This is a genomic window from Streptomyces phaeochromogenes, assembly GCF_001418655.1.
Lineage (GTDB): Bacteria > Actinomycetota > Actinomycetes > Streptomycetales > Streptomycetaceae > Streptomyces > Streptomyces phaeochromogenes.
In genome coordinates this window covers 1-15,063 of the sequence record NZ_LIQZ01000287.1, presented here as the reverse complement: position 1 = coordinate 15,063, position 15,063 = coordinate 1, and the positions used below count along the sequence as shown (strand labels likewise).

At 69.4% G+C, this 15,063-nt stretch carries 15 protein-coding genes; 5 read left to right on the top strand and 10 right to left on the bottom strand.

What is annotated here, in order from left to right:
• Window positions 1-43: 43 nt before the first annotated feature.
• From AOK17_RS32960 to AOK17_RS32930, 7 genes are all read right to left on the bottom strand, one after another.
• Window positions 44-1,258, bottom strand: a complete 1,215-nt coding sequence (locus AOK17_RS32960) for an acyl-CoA dehydrogenase family protein (RefSeq protein ID WP_055616243.1) — start codon at window positions 1,256-1,258, stop codon at window positions 44-46.
• Between the two features lie 6 nt (window positions 1,259-1,264).
• Window positions 1,265-2,287: a phosphotransferase family protein gene (locus AOK17_RS32955; protein ID WP_055616242.1), complete on the bottom strand. Its 1,023-nt coding sequence runs from the start codon at window positions 2,285-2,287 to the stop codon at window positions 1,265-1,267.
• Window positions 2,288-2,454: 167 nt separating this feature from the next.
• The gene (locus AOK17_RS32950) at window positions 2,455-2,751 is read right to left on the bottom strand and encodes a hypothetical protein (protein ID WP_055616241.1); all 297 of its coding nucleotides are present in this window, start codon (window positions 2,749-2,751) and stop codon (window positions 2,455-2,457) included.
• A 125-nt stretch (window positions 2,752-2,876) separates the two neighbouring features.
• Window positions 2,877-3,206, bottom strand: coding sequence for a DUF202 domain-containing protein (locus AOK17_RS32945; RefSeq protein WP_055616240.1), 330 nt, complete (start codon window positions 3,204-3,206; stop codon window positions 2,877-2,879).
• Window positions 3,206-3,598 (bottom strand): YidH family protein, encoded by a 393-nt coding sequence (locus AOK17_RS32940; protein WP_055616239.1) that lies wholly within the window; start codon window positions 3,596-3,598, stop codon window positions 3,206-3,208. Before AOK17_RS32940 ends, AOK17_RS32945 begins: the two co-directional genes overlap by 1 nt.
• Before the next feature lie 517 nt (window positions 3,599-4,115).
• Window positions 4,116-4,631, bottom strand: a complete 516-nt coding sequence (locus AOK17_RS32935; protein WP_055616238.1) for an NUDIX domain-containing protein — start codon at window positions 4,629-4,631, stop codon at window positions 4,116-4,118.
• Window positions 4,628-5,515 (bottom strand): DMT family transporter, encoded by an 888-nt coding sequence (locus AOK17_RS32930; protein ID WP_055616237.1) that lies wholly within the window; start codon window positions 5,513-5,515, stop codon window positions 4,628-4,630. The genes AOK17_RS32935 and AOK17_RS32930 overlap by 4 nt, the downstream gene beginning before the upstream one ends.
• A 151-nt stretch (window positions 5,516-5,666) precedes the next feature.
• On the opposite strand from AOK17_RS32930, the gene AOK17_RS32925 reads away from it, so the two are divergent.
• The 5 genes from AOK17_RS32925 (at window position 5,667) to AOK17_RS32905 (ending at window position 11,632) form a co-directional block, all read left to right on the top strand.
• A complete protein-coding gene (locus AOK17_RS32925) occupies window positions 5,667-7,322 on the top strand; it encodes an FAD-binding dehydrogenase (RefSeq protein ID WP_055616236.1) in 1,656 nt (551 codons plus the stop codon).
• A 200-nt stretch (window positions 7,323-7,522) separates the two neighbouring features.
• The gene (locus AOK17_RS32920) at window positions 7,523-8,473 is read left to right on the top strand and encodes a tetratricopeptide repeat protein (RefSeq protein ID WP_055616235.1); all 951 of its coding nucleotides are present in this window, start codon (window positions 7,523-7,525) and stop codon (window positions 8,471-8,473) included.
• A 63-nt stretch (window positions 8,474-8,536) separates the two neighbouring features.
• Window positions 8,537-10,102: an APC family permease gene (locus AOK17_RS32915; RefSeq protein ID WP_055616234.1), complete on the top strand. Its 1,566-nt coding sequence runs from the start codon at window positions 8,537-8,539 to the stop codon at window positions 10,100-10,102.
• 146 nt (window positions 10,103-10,248) lie between these two features.
• On the top strand, window positions 10,249-10,980 hold the full coding sequence (locus AOK17_RS32910) for a molybdopterin-dependent oxidoreductase (RefSeq protein ID WP_055616246.1): 732 nt from the start codon (window positions 10,249-10,251) through the stop codon (window positions 10,978-10,980).
• A complete protein-coding gene (locus AOK17_RS32905) occupies window positions 10,967-11,632 on the top strand; it encodes a cytochrome b/b6 domain-containing protein (protein ID WP_079053418.1) in 666 nt (221 codons plus the stop codon). The genes AOK17_RS32910 and AOK17_RS32905 overlap by 14 nt, the downstream gene beginning before the upstream one ends.
• A 109-nt stretch (window positions 11,633-11,741) precedes the next feature.
• Here the strand turns inward: AOK17_RS32905 and AOK17_RS32900 are convergent, their stop codons facing one another.
• From AOK17_RS32900 to AOK17_RS32890, 3 genes are all read right to left on the bottom strand, one after another.
• On the bottom strand, window positions 11,742-12,776 hold the full coding sequence (locus AOK17_RS32900; RefSeq protein ID WP_055616244.1) for an L-idonate 5-dehydrogenase: 1,035 nt from the start codon (window positions 12,774-12,776) through the stop codon (window positions 11,742-11,744).
• A gap of 71 nt (window positions 12,777-12,847) precedes the next feature.
• A complete protein-coding gene (locus tag AOK17_RS32895; RefSeq protein ID WP_055616233.1) occupies window positions 12,848-13,606 on the bottom strand; it encodes an SDR family oxidoreductase in 759 nt (252 codons plus the stop codon).
• A 24-nt stretch (window positions 13,607-13,630) separates the two neighbouring features.
• Window positions 13,631-15,028, bottom strand: a complete 1,398-nt coding sequence (locus AOK17_RS32890; RefSeq protein ID WP_055616232.1) for a GntT/GntP/DsdX family permease — start codon at window positions 15,026-15,028, stop codon at window positions 13,631-13,633.
• Window positions 15,029-15,063 lie beyond the last annotated feature (35 nt).

The following is a 15,063-nucleotide window of genomic DNA, read 5'->3' as shown; positions in this document are numbered from 1 at the left end:
GGGCGGCGGGGGCGAGGAAAGTTTGTCCCCTCGCCCCGGCAGGTCAGACGTAGCGCTTCAGTTCCCGGCGGGCCAGCGACCGCTGGTGGACCTCGTCCGGACCGTCGGCCAGTTTCAAGGTGCGCGCGCCTGCCCAGAGTTCGGCAAGAGGGAAGTCCTGACTGACTCCGCCGGCACCGTGGAGCTGGACTGCCTTGTCGATGATGTCGACGACCGTACGAGGCGTCGCGATCTTGATGGCCTGGATCTCGGCGTGAGCCCCCTTGTTGCCGACCGTGTCCATCATCCAGGCCGTCTTGAGGACGAGCAGACGCAACTGCTCGACCGCCACCCGCGCATCCGCGATCCAGTTGTGCACGACCCCCTGCTGGGCCAGCGACTTGCCGAAGGCCGTACGGGACACCGCCCGCCGGCACATCAACTCGATCGCCCGCTCGGCCATCCCGATCAGCCGCATGCAGTGGTGGATCCGGCCCGGACCCAGCCGCGCCTGCGCGATCGCGAAGCCGCCGCCCTCCTCGCCGATGAGGTTCGAGGCCGGAACCCGCGCCCCGTGGAAGACGACCTCCGCGTGGCCCCCGTGGGAGTGGTCCTCGTAGCCGTACACCTGCATCGCACGCCTGACCTCGACGCCCGGCGTGTCCCGCGGCACCAGCACCATCGACTGCTGGCGGCGGATGTCCGACCCGTCAGGATCCGTCTTGCCCATCACGATGAAGATCTTGCAGTCCGGGTTCATCGCCCCGGAGATGTACCACTTGCGGCCGGACACGACGTACTCGTCGCCGTCCCGCTCGATCAGCGTCGTGATGTTCGTGGCGTCGGACGAAGCCACCTCCGGCTCCGTCATCGCGAACGCCGAACGGATCTCACCGGCGAGCAGCGGCTCCAGCCACTGCTTCTTCTGCTGCTCGTCGCCGAACTGCGCGAGCACCTCCATGTTGCCCGTGTCCGGCGCCGCGCAGTTCAGCGCGGTCGGCGCCAACTGCGGGGAACGGCCCGTGATTTCGGCGAGTGGCGCGTACTGGAGGTTCGTCAGCCCCGCCCCGTACTCGGAGTCCGGGAGGAAGAGGTTCCACAGGCCCTGGCGGCGGGCCTCCGCCTTCAACTCCTCGACCACGGCCGGGGTGTCCCACGGCGAGGCCAGCTGCTGGCGCTGCTCGTGGGCGACCGCCTCCGCCGGATAGACGTACTCGTCCATGAAGGCGAGAAGCTTGGCGCGGAGCTCCTCGGTGCGTGCGTCGAATGCGAAGTCCATGGCCGGTCAGCCTTCCTGAAGAGTGGTCAGGCCGTGCTCGATGAAGACGGGGACCAGGTCGCCGATGCGGTCGAAGCCCGCGCCGACGGTCTGGCCGAGTGTGTAGCGGTAGTGGATGCCCTCCAGGATCACGGCGAGCTTGAACCACGCGAACGCCGTGTACCAGGCGACGGCGGACACGTCGCGCCCCGAGCGCGCGGCGTACCGCTCGATCAGCTCCGCCGGCGTCGGATGCCCGGCGGCCGTGGCCGTCGTGGAGACCGGCGAGTCGGGCATGCCGAGCGGGATGCTGTACATCACCAGCAGCCCCAGGTCGGTGAGCGGGTCGCCCAGCGTGGACATCTCCCAGTCGAGGATCGCCTTGATCTCGTCGTCCTCGCCGATCAGCACGTTGTCGAGGCGGTAGTCGCCGTGTACGACGGTGGCCGTGGGGGAGTTAGGCAGCTCGCGGCCCAGTGCTGCGTGCAGTTCGTCGATCCCCGCCAGGTCGCGGTTGCGGGAGGCGTCCAACTGCTTGCCCCAGCGCCTCAGTTGGCGGTCCAGGAAGCCCTCGGGGCGGCCGAAGTCGGCGAGGCCCACCTCGGCCGGGTCCACCGCGTGCAGCTCCACCAGCGTGTCCACCAGGCCGAGTACCGCGCCGCGCGTGCGCTCCGGGCCCAGCGGGGCCAGTTGCTCGGCGGTCCGGTAGGGCGTGCCCTCCACGAAGTCCATGACGTAGAACGGCGCGCCCAATACCTCCACGTCCTCGCACAGCAGGCGCGTGCGTGGCACGGGGACCGCTGTCGGGTGCAGCGCGCTGATCACCCGGTGCTCGCGCTTCATGTCGTGTGCGGTCGCCAGGACGTGGCCCAGTGGGGGGCGGCGTACGACCCACTTCGAGGTGCCGTCCGTCACCGCGTACGTGAGGTTCGACCGTCCGCCCTCGATCAGCCGGCCGGTCAACGGGCCGTCGACCAGTCCGGGCCGCTCGCTGTCGAGCAGGCCGCGCAGGCGGTCGAGATCGAGACCTGGCGGGTGGTCTGAACTCATCGTGTTTCCTCCGTACGCCGGGAAATGGGGCTCCCCTCACATGATGCCGACCGGTCGGTATGCAGTCCAGTGCAGGGGCGAAACGTGATTGGCGTCTCGGTCACGAAGAACCCCCCGAGTCGTCGTCGGCGACTCGGGGGGTTCCTGTTTTCGTGCCCGGCGGTCGCCTAGTGGTCGTCCCAGTGCCCGTCGTGCTGGGCGTGGCGATGACCGTCATGAACGTAGTCCACGTGGTCGCCGTGCGTCACGGCGGCGTGCCCGCAGTCCGCGCCGTGCTCGTGGCTGTGTGCCTCGTGGGCGGTGTGCCCGCCCGGCTCGCACTCGTCCCAGTGTCCCGAGTGCTGGCGGTGCAGATGCCCGTCGTGCGCGTAGTCGACGTGGTCGCCGTGCGGCACCTCGGCGTGCCCGCAGTCCGGGCCGTGGGCGTGCTCGTGGGCCGTGTGTTCCTGGTGGAGGGTGGTCATGGTGCTCGCCTTCGGAGGGGGTGCGGAGTGTGACGCCGGTCAGGCTAGCCAGATAAAAGCCGCATATCGGTCCAAGGTGGCGTGCGTGTTGTTCGGATGCCTCGGAGGGGCGAGCGGGTGGCGCCTCAGAGGATGAGGGCCACCGCGCATGCCGCCAGTGCGACCGTGCAGAGGGCGGCGGTGCCGGCGATCCTCGGGGTGAGCGTGGTTGGCTCGCCGCCCTCGGCCAGTACGCGGATCCTCTGGTGTGCAACGGCGAGGAATGCCAGCCAGAGCGCGCAGCAGAGTGCGGCCACTGTGATGCCCGGCGCGTCCGGTCCGCCGTTCAGTGCCGCTTTCACGGCCAGTACGGTCGCGACGGTTCCCGCCAGGGTCGTACGTCGCCATGCCAGCCGTGTACGTTCCGGCTGCAGGCCGGGGTCCCGGTCGTCCCCTGTGTTCTGGTGGGGCTCCATCACCCCTCCCATCCGAACAGCACGACCACGACCATGGCGACGGCCACGATGGCCACACCGATGCTCAGGAGTGCCGGGAACCGCGACACCGGCAGGTCCTCGCCGCGGCGCATCGCCTGCTCGCAGCGCACCCAGTGGTTCACGGCCCGGAGCGCGCACAGGACTCCGGCGCCGAGGAGGCCGAGCGCCAGGCCGGCTCGCCAGGCCCATCGCAGGTCCGGAAGGAACTGGTCCACGGCGAAGCCGCCGCCGATCAGTGCGAGCGAGGTTCGCAGCCAGGCCAGAAACGTCCGCTCGTTCGCGAGGGAGAAGCGGTAGTCCGGTGTGCGGCCGTCTTCCTTGATCCGCTCAGGTGCGAACCACAACTGGATGTTCCGCCTGAATTCGATCACCTGTAGGACCTTACCCATGGCTGGGGTGGCGCCTGTTGTCGGTGGGTGGGGCGGGGCCGTGCCGGTGTGTCACGTTCGCGACTGCTGGGCGTACGGCCCTGAGTTTCATTGGTGACCGCCCCCAGCGGGAGCCGTACGTCGCGAACGTTGACACACCGACACGGCCCCGCCCCAGTCACGCCGACACCTGCGGCCCGACGAAACCAGCCACCCTCAGCCCTCTCTCCCAGCCCCTCCCCCTCAGGGGCGCGAGGAACCGCGCACGCCAGCCACGACGAACCCGCACCAACACACCGCCTCCAACCCCACCCACCCCCTTCAGGGGCGCGAGGAACCGCGCACCTAGCCACGACGAACCCGCACAAAAACACCGACCTCAGCCCCCACCCACCCCCTCAGGGGCGCGAGGAACCGCGCACCTAGCCACGATGAACCCGCACAGACGCACCGACTCCAACCCCACCCACCCAGGGGCGCGGGGAACTGCGCAACCAGCACCACGGCCCCCAGGCGAAACTCAGCCCCGTTCCCGCAAAGCCCGCAGCCGCGAATACGCCGCCAAACCGTCCGGCACCCACTCCCACTCCGTCAAGCGCCGCCGCACCTCCACCTCCGGGAGGAAGCCATGCCAGGCGACCTCTTCGACCTGAGGCTTCACCGGCAGCTCGCAGAGCACCTCGTACACCGCCGACCACCAGGACTTCCCGGCCCCGTCGTCGTACAGGAACTTGAAGAGAAAGGTCGGTCGGGGGAGCCCGGAGACGCCGAGTTCCTCCTCGGCCTCCCGGAGTGCCGCTTCGTCGTACGTCTCGCCCGCGCCTACGACTCCGCCCACGAACATGTCGTAGAGGGAGGGGAACACCAGTTTGGTGGGGGTGCGGCGGTGGATGAACAGTCGGCCTTGTGCGTCTCTGACCTGGATGAAGGCGCAGCGGTGGCGCATTCCCTGTGTGTATACGTCCCCGCGTCTCGCCTGCCCGACTACCTCGTCGTTCGCGTCGACGACGTCGAGGATCTCGTCGGCGGAACTCATACCTGGACCCGGACTCGTTCCTTGGGTGCCGCACCGCTCGGCATCGCGGGATGCATGCCCAGCAGTACGACGCCGACCACGATCCCGGCCAGGCCCAGAGCCTCCCAGGTCAGGGCGCCCGCGTCGGTGCGGAGTCGGTCCCCGAGGAAGCCCACGCCGCAGGCGATGCCTGCGAGCGGCTGTGCGGCGGTGAGTGCGGGCAGTGACATTCGGAGGGGTGCCGTCTCGAAGGCGCTCTGGACCAGTACGAGTCCTGTGATGCCGAGTGCTATTACCCCGTAGACCTGCCAGCCCGTGGCCAGCGCGATCCAGCCGCCGTCGGAGAAGCGTTGGCCGCTCACGCGGGTGAGGGCGTCCTGGACGCCGTAGAGGAGTCCGGCTGCCGCGCCGAGGAGTACCGGTCCTGCGCTCAGCAGGGATCGCTTGGCGTAGGTGGTGAGGAGTAGGGCGAGGCCGAGTACTACGCCGATGATCAGCCACTGGCGGAACGGGTCCGTGCGGGCGTCGCCGCCCTGGGGCTGGCCCGCCACGATGAACGCCGTTACGCCGCCTGCGAGGAGGAGCAGCCCGGCCCAGCCCTGTCGGCCGAGCGGCTGTCGGGTCTGGCGGCGGGAGAGTACGAGTGCAAATACCAGGTTCGTCGCGAGCAGTGGTTCGACGAGGGAGATCTCGCCGTTCGAGAGGGCGATCGCGCCCAGCACCATGCCCACGACCATCAGTCCGATGCCGCCCAGCCAGCGAGGTACCCGCACCAGGTCGAGGAGCAGGCGGGGGGAGAGGAAGTCGCCCAGCGGAGCGTGCGAGGCGGCGTTCTGCTGGAGGACGAATCCGAATCCGAGACAGCAGGCCGCGCCGACGGAGAGGAGGAGAACCAGAACCGACACGCTGCGTACCTCGGGGATTTCGGACGGTGGCGGGGCGGGGTGCGGGTATCGACCGACTGTAGCCCGAGTCCGCGGAACCCGGCAGTTGACTGGGTCACTCCGTTGCCCAAGGATCTGACCGACCAGTAACAAGGCCGAGGAGGCACTGCTCATGGCGTACGACGCAGATGTGATCGTGATCGGGGCGGGCCTCGCCGGGCTCGCGGCGACCGCGGAGCTCGTCGACGCGGGGCGAAAGGTGATCCTTCTCGACCAGGAGCCGGAGCAGTCGATCGGCGGCCAGGCGCACTGGTCGTTCGGCGGGCTCTTCTTCGTGGACTCTCCCGAGCAGCGCCGGATGCGGATCAAGGACAGTCACGCGCTGGCCCTCCAGGACTGGATGGGCACCGCGGGCTTCGACCGCCCGGAGGACCACTGGCCCCGGAAGTGGGCCGAGGCGTACGTCGACTTCGCGGCCGGCGAGAAGCGGTCCTGGCTGCACAAGCAGGGCGTTCGGTGGTTTCCCGTGGTGGGGTGGGCCGAGCGGGGTGGTTATGACGCCAATGGGCATGGCAATTCCGTGCCTCGGTTCCACATCACTTGGGGTACGGGGCCCGGGCTTGTCGCGCCTTTCGAGCGGCGGGTGCGGGCGGGGGTTGCCCGGGGGCTCGTCCAGCTCAAGTTCCGGCATCGGGTCACCGGGCTGTCGCGGAGCGCGGGTGACATCGACACCGTGAGCGGTGAGGTGCTTGAGCCGTCGGACATCCTGCGGGGACAGGCCAGTGGGCGCGTTGTCGCCGGCGCCTTCGAGTTCAAGGCCCAGGCGGTGATCGTCACGTCCGGTGGTATTGGGGGCAATCATGATCTTGTGCGAGCCAACTGGCCCGCGCGGCTCGGTACTCCGCCCGAGCGGATGATCTCCGGGGTGCCTGCCCATGTGGATGGCGAGATGCTCGCGATCACGGAGGGTGCGGGTGCGCGTCTCATCAATCGCGACCGCATGTGGCACTACACCGAGGGCATCCAGAACTGGAACCCGATCTGGGAGAAGCACGGCATCCGCATCCTGCCCGGGCCTTCGTCGTTGTGGCTGGACGCGCGGGGCAAGCGGCTGCCGGTCCCGCTCTTCCCCGGCTTCGACACCCTCGGCACTCTCGAACACATCATGAAGACCGGGTACGACTACACATGGTTCGTGCTCGACCAGAAGATCATCGGCAAGGAGTTCGCGCTCTCGGGTTCCGAGCAGAACCCCGATCTGACGGGCAAGTCCGTCAAGGGCGTGTTCCAGCGGGCGCGGGCCGACGTGCCGGGGCCGGTGCAGGCGTTCATGGACAAGGGCGTCGATTTCGTGGTGGAGAAGGATCTTGGTGCGCTGGTGCGGGGTATGAACGCGCTCACCAAGGAGTCGCTCATCGATGAGGCGGTGCTTCGGCAGGAGATCACCGCGCGCGATCGGGAGATCGCCAATCCGTTCACCAAGGATCTGCAGGTCACGGCCATTCGCGGGGCCCGTGCCTATCTCGGTGACAAGCTGATCCGTACGGCCACTCCGCACCGCATCCTCGACCCCAAGGCCGGGCCTCTCATCGCCGTACGGCTGAACATTCTGACCCGTAAGACGCTCGGCGGTCTGGAGACCGACCTCTCGTCCCAGGTCCTCACCGAGGGCGGCGACCCGCTGTCCGGGGTGTACGCGGCGGGGGAGGCGGCCGGGTTCGGCGGCGGCGGAGTGCACGGATACCGGTCCCTGGAAGGGACGTTCCTCGGTGGATGTCTCTTTTCGGGGCGTGCGGCTGGGCGGGCCGCGGCGAAGGCTGTCGGCTGACGGTGGGGTTGCGGCGGCCTCAACTGGGGGCCGTCGACAGGTTGTTGACGCGTGTAAAGCACTGCCCGGGCTTGACGAGAACCATTGGCTGGGGGTTGGCTGTCCGTAATTGGCCCCTGACAGAATCCAACCTCCGGTAAATGTCAACCGGTTGCACAAAATGCCCACCGAATTACCGCGTCGTGTGAGGAAGTTCCGCGGTGTCTCCACCCCCACCACCCCTGGGACGCGGTCGCAAGCGTTCGGCCCAGGCCTTCGACGCCGCGCTCGACGACGCCGAACTCGTCGCCGCCCGCGCCGCGTTGGCCCAGGGCCGGTGGACAGCCGTACGCGCTCTGCTCGTCGCGACCGGCGACGACTGGGACCGCCGAGGTCATCGCGTCACCACCCTCGCGCAGGAGTCCAGCACCCAGGCCTGGGCCCGCGACTGGCTGGTCGCCGAGCCCGAGTCGGGCGACGCCTCCGTGCTGCTCGCCCTCGCCACCGTGCAGCGTGCCCTGAACGGCAAGGACAAGCCCGCCCGGGCTCGCGAGGCCTGTCGTGTCGCGGCCGGGCTGCTGCCCGCCGACCCCACGCCCTGGCTCGGGCTGCTGATGCTGGAGCGCGTGCTCGGCGGTGAGCAGGAGGTGGTCCAGCTCTTCGACGAGGTGCGGCACCGGTATGCCGACCACCACCACGCCCACCATCTGATGGTGGCCCGGCTCGCCGAGCGAAGACCTGACGCCGGGCAGGACCCCCTGCACGAGGTCTACGACTTCGCGACCTGGTCGGCCGAACAGGCGCCCGCCGACTCGCCGTTGGCCGTCCTTCCCGTCGTCGCGCACGCCGAGCGCTATCGCGTCCTGGCCGCCGCCGGAATCGAGCCCGCCGATCCCGTGGCCTCCGGCCACTGGGTCGGACGCCGCGCCCGCCAGGTGATGAAAGCCGCCTTCGACTGGTGGCTGGAGTGGGAGCGCGACGACCATCCCCGCAGCCAGATCGACCTCAACTTCCTTGCCCACGCCAAGTTCTGCGAGGGCCGGGGCGCCGAGGCCGCCGCCCTCTTCCATCGCATCGGGCCGTACGCCACCCCGGTGCCGTGGTCGTACCCCGACCGCGACCCCCACAAAGCCTTCCGTGCCGCACGCGACAGCGTGCTCGGCACGGTCTGAACAAGAGCTCCTGAACACCGTAGCCACCTAAGCGTCCGAAGCATCCGAAAGGACAACCCCGCCATGACGACGGGCAGTTCGCATACCTCAAGTGCGTCGAGCACGAGTAGACAGGCCGCCGCCGACAGCGGCATCAGTACATTCAAGGGCCAGGACCGTGCCCTGCGTTCCGACCGGCTCGGCACGGGGGGACTGCTGCTCTCCGTCCTCGCCGCGACCGCCCCCCTCATGGTGGTCGCGGGTGTCATGCCCACCACATTCGCGGTGATGGGCATCGTCGGCCAGCCACTGCTCTTCGTCCTTCTCGGCATCGTGCTCGTCCTCTTCAGCGTCGGCTACGCCGAGATGAGCCGCCACGTCCACAACGCGGGCGCCTTCTACGCGTACATCTCCCGAGGCCTCGGCGGCACCGCCGGCTCGGGTGCCGCCGCGGTCGCGCTCGTCGCGTACAACGCGCTGCAGATCGGCATCTACGGCATCTTCGGCTTCGAGGTGTCCGGCCTCTTCGCCACCTACCTCGAGGTCGAAGTCGCCTGGTGGATACCGGCGTTGGTGGCCGCCCTCGTCGTCGGCGCGCTCGGCTGGCTGAAGATCGACGTGAACGCGCGGGTGCTCGGCGTACTGCTGGTCATCGAGGTCGCCCTCGTTGTTATTTTTGACATCGCGGCCGTCGCCGACCCCGCCAAGGAAGGCCTGTCGCTGCACGCCTTCAACCCCGACACCCTCACCGGGGCCGGGCTCGGCACCGCCCTGTGCTTCTGCATCGCCGCGTTCCTCGGCTTCGAGCAGGCCCCCGTGTACGCGGAGGAGACCAGCCGCCCGCACATCCTGGTCCCGCGCGTGATGTTCCTCGCCATCGGCTTCGTCGCCGTCTTCTTCGCGATCAGCTCCTGGGCGCTGACCGTCGCCGCGGGGCCCTCCGCGATCGTCGGCACCTCCCAGAAGCAGAGCGCCGGACTGCTGTTCTTCCTCACCGACGAACGGCTCGGCGGGACGTTCACCGATGTGCTCCATGTGCTCTTCGTGACCGGCATGTTCGCGGCGATGCTCAGCTTCCACAACGTCGTCGCGCGGTACGCCTTCGCCATGGGACGTGAGGGCCTGCTGCCCTCGGTGTTCGGCAGGACCACGGGCGCGAGCGGCGCGCCCGGCACCGGATCGCTGCTGCAGACCGTCATCGCCGTGGTGGTCGTCGGGGCGTTCGCCGTCGCCGACGACAAGCCGACCGGTGACCCGACCGCGCCCGTGCTGCAGCTGTTCACCTGGATGGGCAACGTCGGCGCCCTCGGCGTCATCGTGCTGATGGCCGCGGCCTCGCTCTCCGTCGTCGTGTTCTTCGCCCGCCGGGGCGCCGCGGGAGCCCAGGCCTGGCGCCTCGTGGCCTCCGTGATCGCCGGTGTGTCGCTGCTCGTCATCGCCGTCTACACCGTCAAGGACTTCGACGTCCTCGTCGGCGCGGGACCCGGCTCCTCGCTGAGCTGGGTGCTGCCCGGCATCATCGTGCTGGCCGCCGTGGCGGGCATCCTCCAGGGCCTCTACCTGCAGGCCCGCAAGCCCGAGGCGCACGCCAGGATCGGGCTCGGCAACGAGGCGTTCCAGCTGGAGAAGGCGGCCGGGGCCGACGAGTGAGCGGCTCGGTCGCACGAGTGCCGCGCTTCTGAGAAACACGAGTGCCGCGCTTCTGAGAAAGCCGTAAGAAGTGATTACGGAACTCTGACGGACACCCTTGGCCCCTGGCTTCCGGGGACCAAGGGTGTTCGAATCAGTACGTGAAGATGGAACAACCGACTGCTTCGGATCCGGAGGGGAACGGCACCCCCGTGGGGCGGCGGCTCATGCTCGGGATGCTCGGGCTCGGCGCACTCGGCGTGGCCACCGCTCCCACACTCCAGCGCGGCCTGGAGTCCTTCCTCGGCGGTGCCGCGGACAAGGACCCGACCGGGCTGACCGGCCTGCTCCCCAACGGCGGCGGCTTCCGCTACTACTCGGTCACCTCGTCCGTCCCGCACAAGAACGAGGACACCTACCGCCTCAAGATCGACGGCCTGGTCGACCACCCCGCCACGTACACGCTGGCCGATCTGCGTGCCCTGCCGCAGACCCGCATGGTGCGTGACGTCCAGTGCGTCACGGGGTGGAGAGTGCCCGACACGCCCTTCGAAGGCGTACGACTGTCCCAGTTGCTGGATGCCGCGGGGGTGCGCTCCACGGCCGGGGCGGTTCGGTTCACCTGCTTCGACGGCGCGTACTCGGAGAGCCTGACCCTGGCCCAGGCCCGCCGTGCCGACGTCCTCGTGGCGCTGCGTATGCAGGACAAGGATCTGAACCATTCGCATGGTGGTCCTGTCCGTCTCTATGTCGCCCCCATGTACTTCTACAAGTCCGCGAAGTGGCTCTCCGGCATCACCCTCACGTCGGACGTCCGGCCCGGCTACTGGGAGGACCGGGGGTACGACGTGGACGCGTGGGTCGGCCGATCGAACGGACGGGACGATGACGCGACCTGAGGCCGAGGCGCCGGGGGCCGCCGACCGGGTGCCGAACACCGGGGAGCGCTTTGCGGGTGCGGTGCGGGTGCCGCGGTTCTCGCCCGCCGAGCGGTGGGTGCACCGGGTGACGGCCGTGTTGATGGGGGTGTGCGTGGCGACCGCGGCCTGTCTGTACCTGCCGCAGCTCGCCGAACTCGTCGGGCGGCGCGAGTTGGTCGTGCGGGTGCACGAGTGGTCCGGGCTGTTGTTGCCGGTGCCTGTCCTTGCCGGGCTCGTCTCGCGGGCCTTCCGGAAGGACCTGCGGTTGCTCAATCGGTTCGGGCCGCACGATGGCGTGTGGCTGCGGGCGGCGCTTCGGCGTGATGCCCGGCCCGAGTCGCGGCCTGCCGGGAAGTTCAACGCCGGGCAGAAGGTGTACGCGGCTTGGATCGCCGGGGCCGTTCTGGTCATGGTCGGGACCGGGTTGCTGATGTGGTTCACGCATCTCGCGCCGCTCGTGTGGCGCACGAGTGCGACCTTTGTGCATGACTGGCTGGCGCTGACCATTGGCCTTGTTCTTGCCGGGCACATCGGGATGGCCATGGCCCGTCCGGAGGCCCGGCGAGGGCTCCGGACGGGGTCCGTCAGCAAGGAGTGGGCCGAGGAGGAGCATCCGCTCTGGCGGCCGTAGGCCTCCGGCGGTTGGGCGGCCTGGTGACCGTCGTTTGGCAGGTGCGGGTCCGATGTGGCTGGGGGCGCAGTTCCCCGCGCCCCTAAAGGGCGCCCCCTCGGGCGAGTTGTCAGGGGCTAGGTGTTCCGAAGTCCAGGAGTACCTTGCAGGACTCCGCGCGGTCTGCCGCCAGGGTGAAAGCCGATTCCGCCTCGTCGAGGGGGACCACCGCGCTGACCAGGTTGTCGAAGCGGGGCTCTCGGGCGAGGAGTGCGAGTGCGTCGTCGAACTCCGCGTCGAAGCGGAAGGCTCCTCGGAGTTCGATCTCACGGCTGACGACGAGGTTGCCCGCGAAGGGGGACTGGCCCGGAGGCAGCATGCCGAGCTGGACCACGACCCCGCCACGGCGTACGAGACGGAGGCAGGTGTCGAGGCCCGCGGCGACGCCCGAGGCCTCGATGGCCGTGTCCACCTCGGAGGGCCAGGCGGGAGCGGACGGGTCGTCCGCGCGCAGGGCATCGTCCGCCCCTGCCGCGACCGCGTACTCCAGGGCGCGTGGGAGCAGGTCCGTGACCGTGACCCGTGCGGCACCCGCCGCCTTCGCCGCCGCTACTACCAGGCAGCCGATGGGGCCGGCACCGGTGATGAGTACGTGCTTCCCGGTCACGTCTCCGGCCCGTCGTACCGCGTGGAGTGCGACGGAGAGCGGCTCCGCCAACGCTGCCCGGCGGAGGGGGAGCCCGGCGGGGATCGTACGCAACTGCTCGGCGGGGACCACCACTTGGGCCGCGAAGCCGCCCTGGACGTGGGGCGTGCGGGCCGCGCTGCCGAGGTAGCGGGTGTCGCGGCACACGTTCCGGCGGCCGTCGGAGCACTCGGGGCACACCCCGCAGGGCGTCGCGGGGTGCACCGCAACCTGCGTACCGGGGACGGGGCCTGACGTGTTGTCACCGTAGAGGAGTACCGATCCGACCACCTCGTGGCCCAGGACCATCGGCTCGCGGAGGCGGAAGTCGCCCACGCCGCCGTGTCGCCAGTAGTGGAGGTCGGATCCGCACACTCCGCCGTACCGTACGGCGACGAGGGCCTCGCCGGGGCCGGGGGAGGGGACCGGGAGTTCGTCCACGCGCAGGTCGTCCTGGCCGTGGATCACGCAACCGAGCATCAGCACACACCCTTTCGGGGAACTTCAGACTTTCGGAGAGCTCATGTTCCGAGAGCTCACGTTCGGAGAACTCAGAGAACGCTGGTCATGCCGCCGTCGACGTACAGGATCTGTCCGCTGACGAAGTTCGCCGCCGGGGAGGCGAGGAACAGGACTCCGCCGACCAGGTCCTCCGTACGGCCCCAGCGGCCGGCCGGGGTCCTTCGGCGGACCCAGGCGCTGAACTCCGGGTCGTCGACGAGGGGTTGGGTCAGCTCGGTCTCGATGTAGCCGGGGCCCAGGCCGTTCACCTGGACGCCCTGCGGCCCCCAGTCGGCGCACATGCCCTTGGTCAGCATCTTCAGCGCGCCCTTTGTGGCGGCGTACGGCGCGATCCCGGGCCGTACCACCTCGCTCTGCAGCGAGCAGATGTTGACGATCTTGCCGTGTCCGCGCGCGGTCATGCCGCGGGCGGCCTCGCGGCCCACGAGGAAGGCGCTGGTGAGGTTGGTGTTGAGGATGCGGTGCCAGTCGGCGTCGGCGAACTCCAGGAGCGGGGCCCGCAGTTGCATCCCGGCGTTGTTGACGAGGATGTCCAGCGGGCCCACCCGCTCCTCGACGTCCGCTATCCCGGCCGCCACCGAGGGGCCGTCGGTCACGTCGAAGGCTGCGGTGTGGATCTCGCCCGGCAGTTCCGCGGCGGCCTTGGTGAGCCGGTCGGTGTCGCGGCCGTTGAGGACCACCGTGCAGCCCGCTTCGGCGAGGCCGCGGGCCAGTGCGAGGCCGATGCCCCGGCTGGACCCGGTCACCAGTGCCGTACTGCCGCTGATGTCGAAGAGAGGGTGAGTCATCGTCGTACAACTCCCGGGAGCGAGCTAGATCACTAGGGACAGGAGGAGGACCAGCGCGCCGGCGACCACCGAGATGATGGTCTCCATGACCGACCAGGTCTTGATGGTCTGGCCGACGCTGAGGCCGAAGTACTCCTTGACCAGCCAGAACCCGGCGTCGTTCACATGGGAGAAGAACAGTGAACCGGCGCCGATGGCCAGCACGAGCAGCGAGGCGTGCGCGGTCGACATGTCGGCCGCGAGCGGGGCCACGAGACCGGCCGCCGAGATGGTGGCGACGGTCGCGGAACCGGTCGCGAGCCGGATCGCCACCGCGATCAGCCAGGCGAGCAGCAGCGCGGGTATCGACCAGTCCTTGGATATGTCCAGGATCATCTGGCCCACGCCGGAGTCGATCAGCGTCTGCTTGAAGCCGCCGCCCGCGCCGACGATCAGCAGGATGCCCGCGATCGGGCCGAGGGACTTCTCGACGGTCGAGGAGATCCGGTCCTTGGTGAACCCGGCCGCCCGGCCGAGGGTGAAGATGGCGACGAGCACGGCCGCGAGCAGGGCGATCAGCGGCGAGCCGATCACGTCGAAGACGCGCTGCACCATGTTCTCGGGGTCGTCGATGACGATGTCCACCAGCGCCTTGGCCAGCATCAGCACGACCGGCAGCATCACGGTGGCGATGGTGACGCCGAAGCCGGGGCGCTTCTCCAGGTCCTCGGAGGCGCGCTGAGGGATCATCTTCTCCGGCGCCGGGACGTCCACCCAGCGGGCCGCGTACTTGGAGAAGACCGGGCCCGCGATGATCACGGTCGGGATGGCGACCAGGATGCCGAGGGCGAGGGTGACGCCGAGGTTCGCCTTGACCGCGTCGATCGCGACCAGCGGGCCGGGGTGCGGCGGGATCAGCCCGTGCATCACGGACAGACCCGCGAGCGCCGGGATGCCGATGCGCATCAGCGAGTAGTTGCCGCGCTTGGCGACCATCAGGACGACCGGGATGAGCAGCACGATGCCGACCTCGAAGAAGAGCGGCAGTCCGATCACCGAGGCGATCAGGACCATCGCCCACGGCATCGAGCGTCCGCCCGCCTTGGCGAGGATCGTGTCGACGATCTGGTCGGCGCCGCCGGAGTCCGCGAGCAGCTTGCCGAGGATCGCGCCGAGCGCGATCAGGACGCCCACACCGGCGACGGTCGAACCGAGGCCGGCCGAGAAGCTGGCTATCGCCTTGTCGAGGGGCGCTCCGGCGAAGGCGCCCAGCGCCAGCGACCCGATGGTCAGGGCGAGGAAGGCGTGGAGCCTGAACTTGGTGATGAGCAGGACGATGACGGCGATGCCCGCCAGTACTGCGATGCCCAGCTGAGCGTGGCCCGCCGAGGTGATCGGCTCGACGGGGTCCGCTGCCAGCATCTCGACGCTGAGTCTGGTCACGGTGGTGTTCCTTGGGGGAGAGGAAGTCTGTGGGG

What these genes read in the sequence shown, in the direction of transcription:
- AOK17_RS32960 (WP_055616243.1), bottom strand. Translation starts at nt 1,258, where the DNA reads ATGGACTTCGCATTCGACGCACGCACCGAGGAGCTCCGCGCCAAGCTT.
- AOK17_RS32955 (WP_055616242.1), bottom strand. Translation starts at nt 2,287, where the DNA reads ATGAGTTCAGACCACCCGCCAGGTCTCGATCTCGACCGCCTGCGCGGC.
- AOK17_RS32950 (WP_055616241.1), bottom strand. Translation starts at nt 2,751, where the DNA reads ATGACCACCCTCCACCAGGAACACACGGCCCACGAGCACGCCCACGGC.
- AOK17_RS32945 (WP_055616240.1), bottom strand. Translation starts at nt 3,206, where the DNA reads ATGGAGCCCCACCAGAACACAGGGGACGACCGGGACCCCGGCCTGCAG.
- AOK17_RS32935 (WP_055616238.1), bottom strand. Translation starts at nt 4,631, where the DNA reads ATGAGTTCCGCCGACGAGATCCTCGACGTCGTCGACGCGAACGACGAG.
- AOK17_RS32925 (WP_055616236.1), top strand. Translation starts at nt 5,667, where the DNA reads ATGGCGTACGACGCAGATGTGATCGTGATCGGGGCGGGCCTCGCCGGG.
- AOK17_RS32915 (WP_055616234.1), top strand. Translation starts at nt 8,537, where the DNA reads ATGACGACGGGCAGTTCGCATACCTCAAGTGCGTCGAGCACGAGTAGA.
- AOK17_RS32910 (WP_055616246.1), top strand. Translation starts at nt 10,249, where the DNA reads ATGGAACAACCGACTGCTTCGGATCCGGAGGGGAACGGCACCCCCGTG.
- AOK17_RS32905 (WP_079053418.1), top strand. Translation starts at nt 10,967, where the DNA reads ATGACGCGACCTGAGGCCGAGGCGCCGGGGGCCGCCGACCGGGTGCCG.
- AOK17_RS32900 (WP_055616244.1), bottom strand. Translation starts at nt 12,776, where the DNA reads ATGCTCGGTTGCGTGATCCACGGCCAGGACGACCTGCGCGTGGACGAA.
- AOK17_RS32895 (WP_055616233.1), bottom strand. Translation starts at nt 13,606, where the DNA reads ATGACTCACCCTCTCTTCGACATCAGCGGCAGTACGGCACTGGTGACC.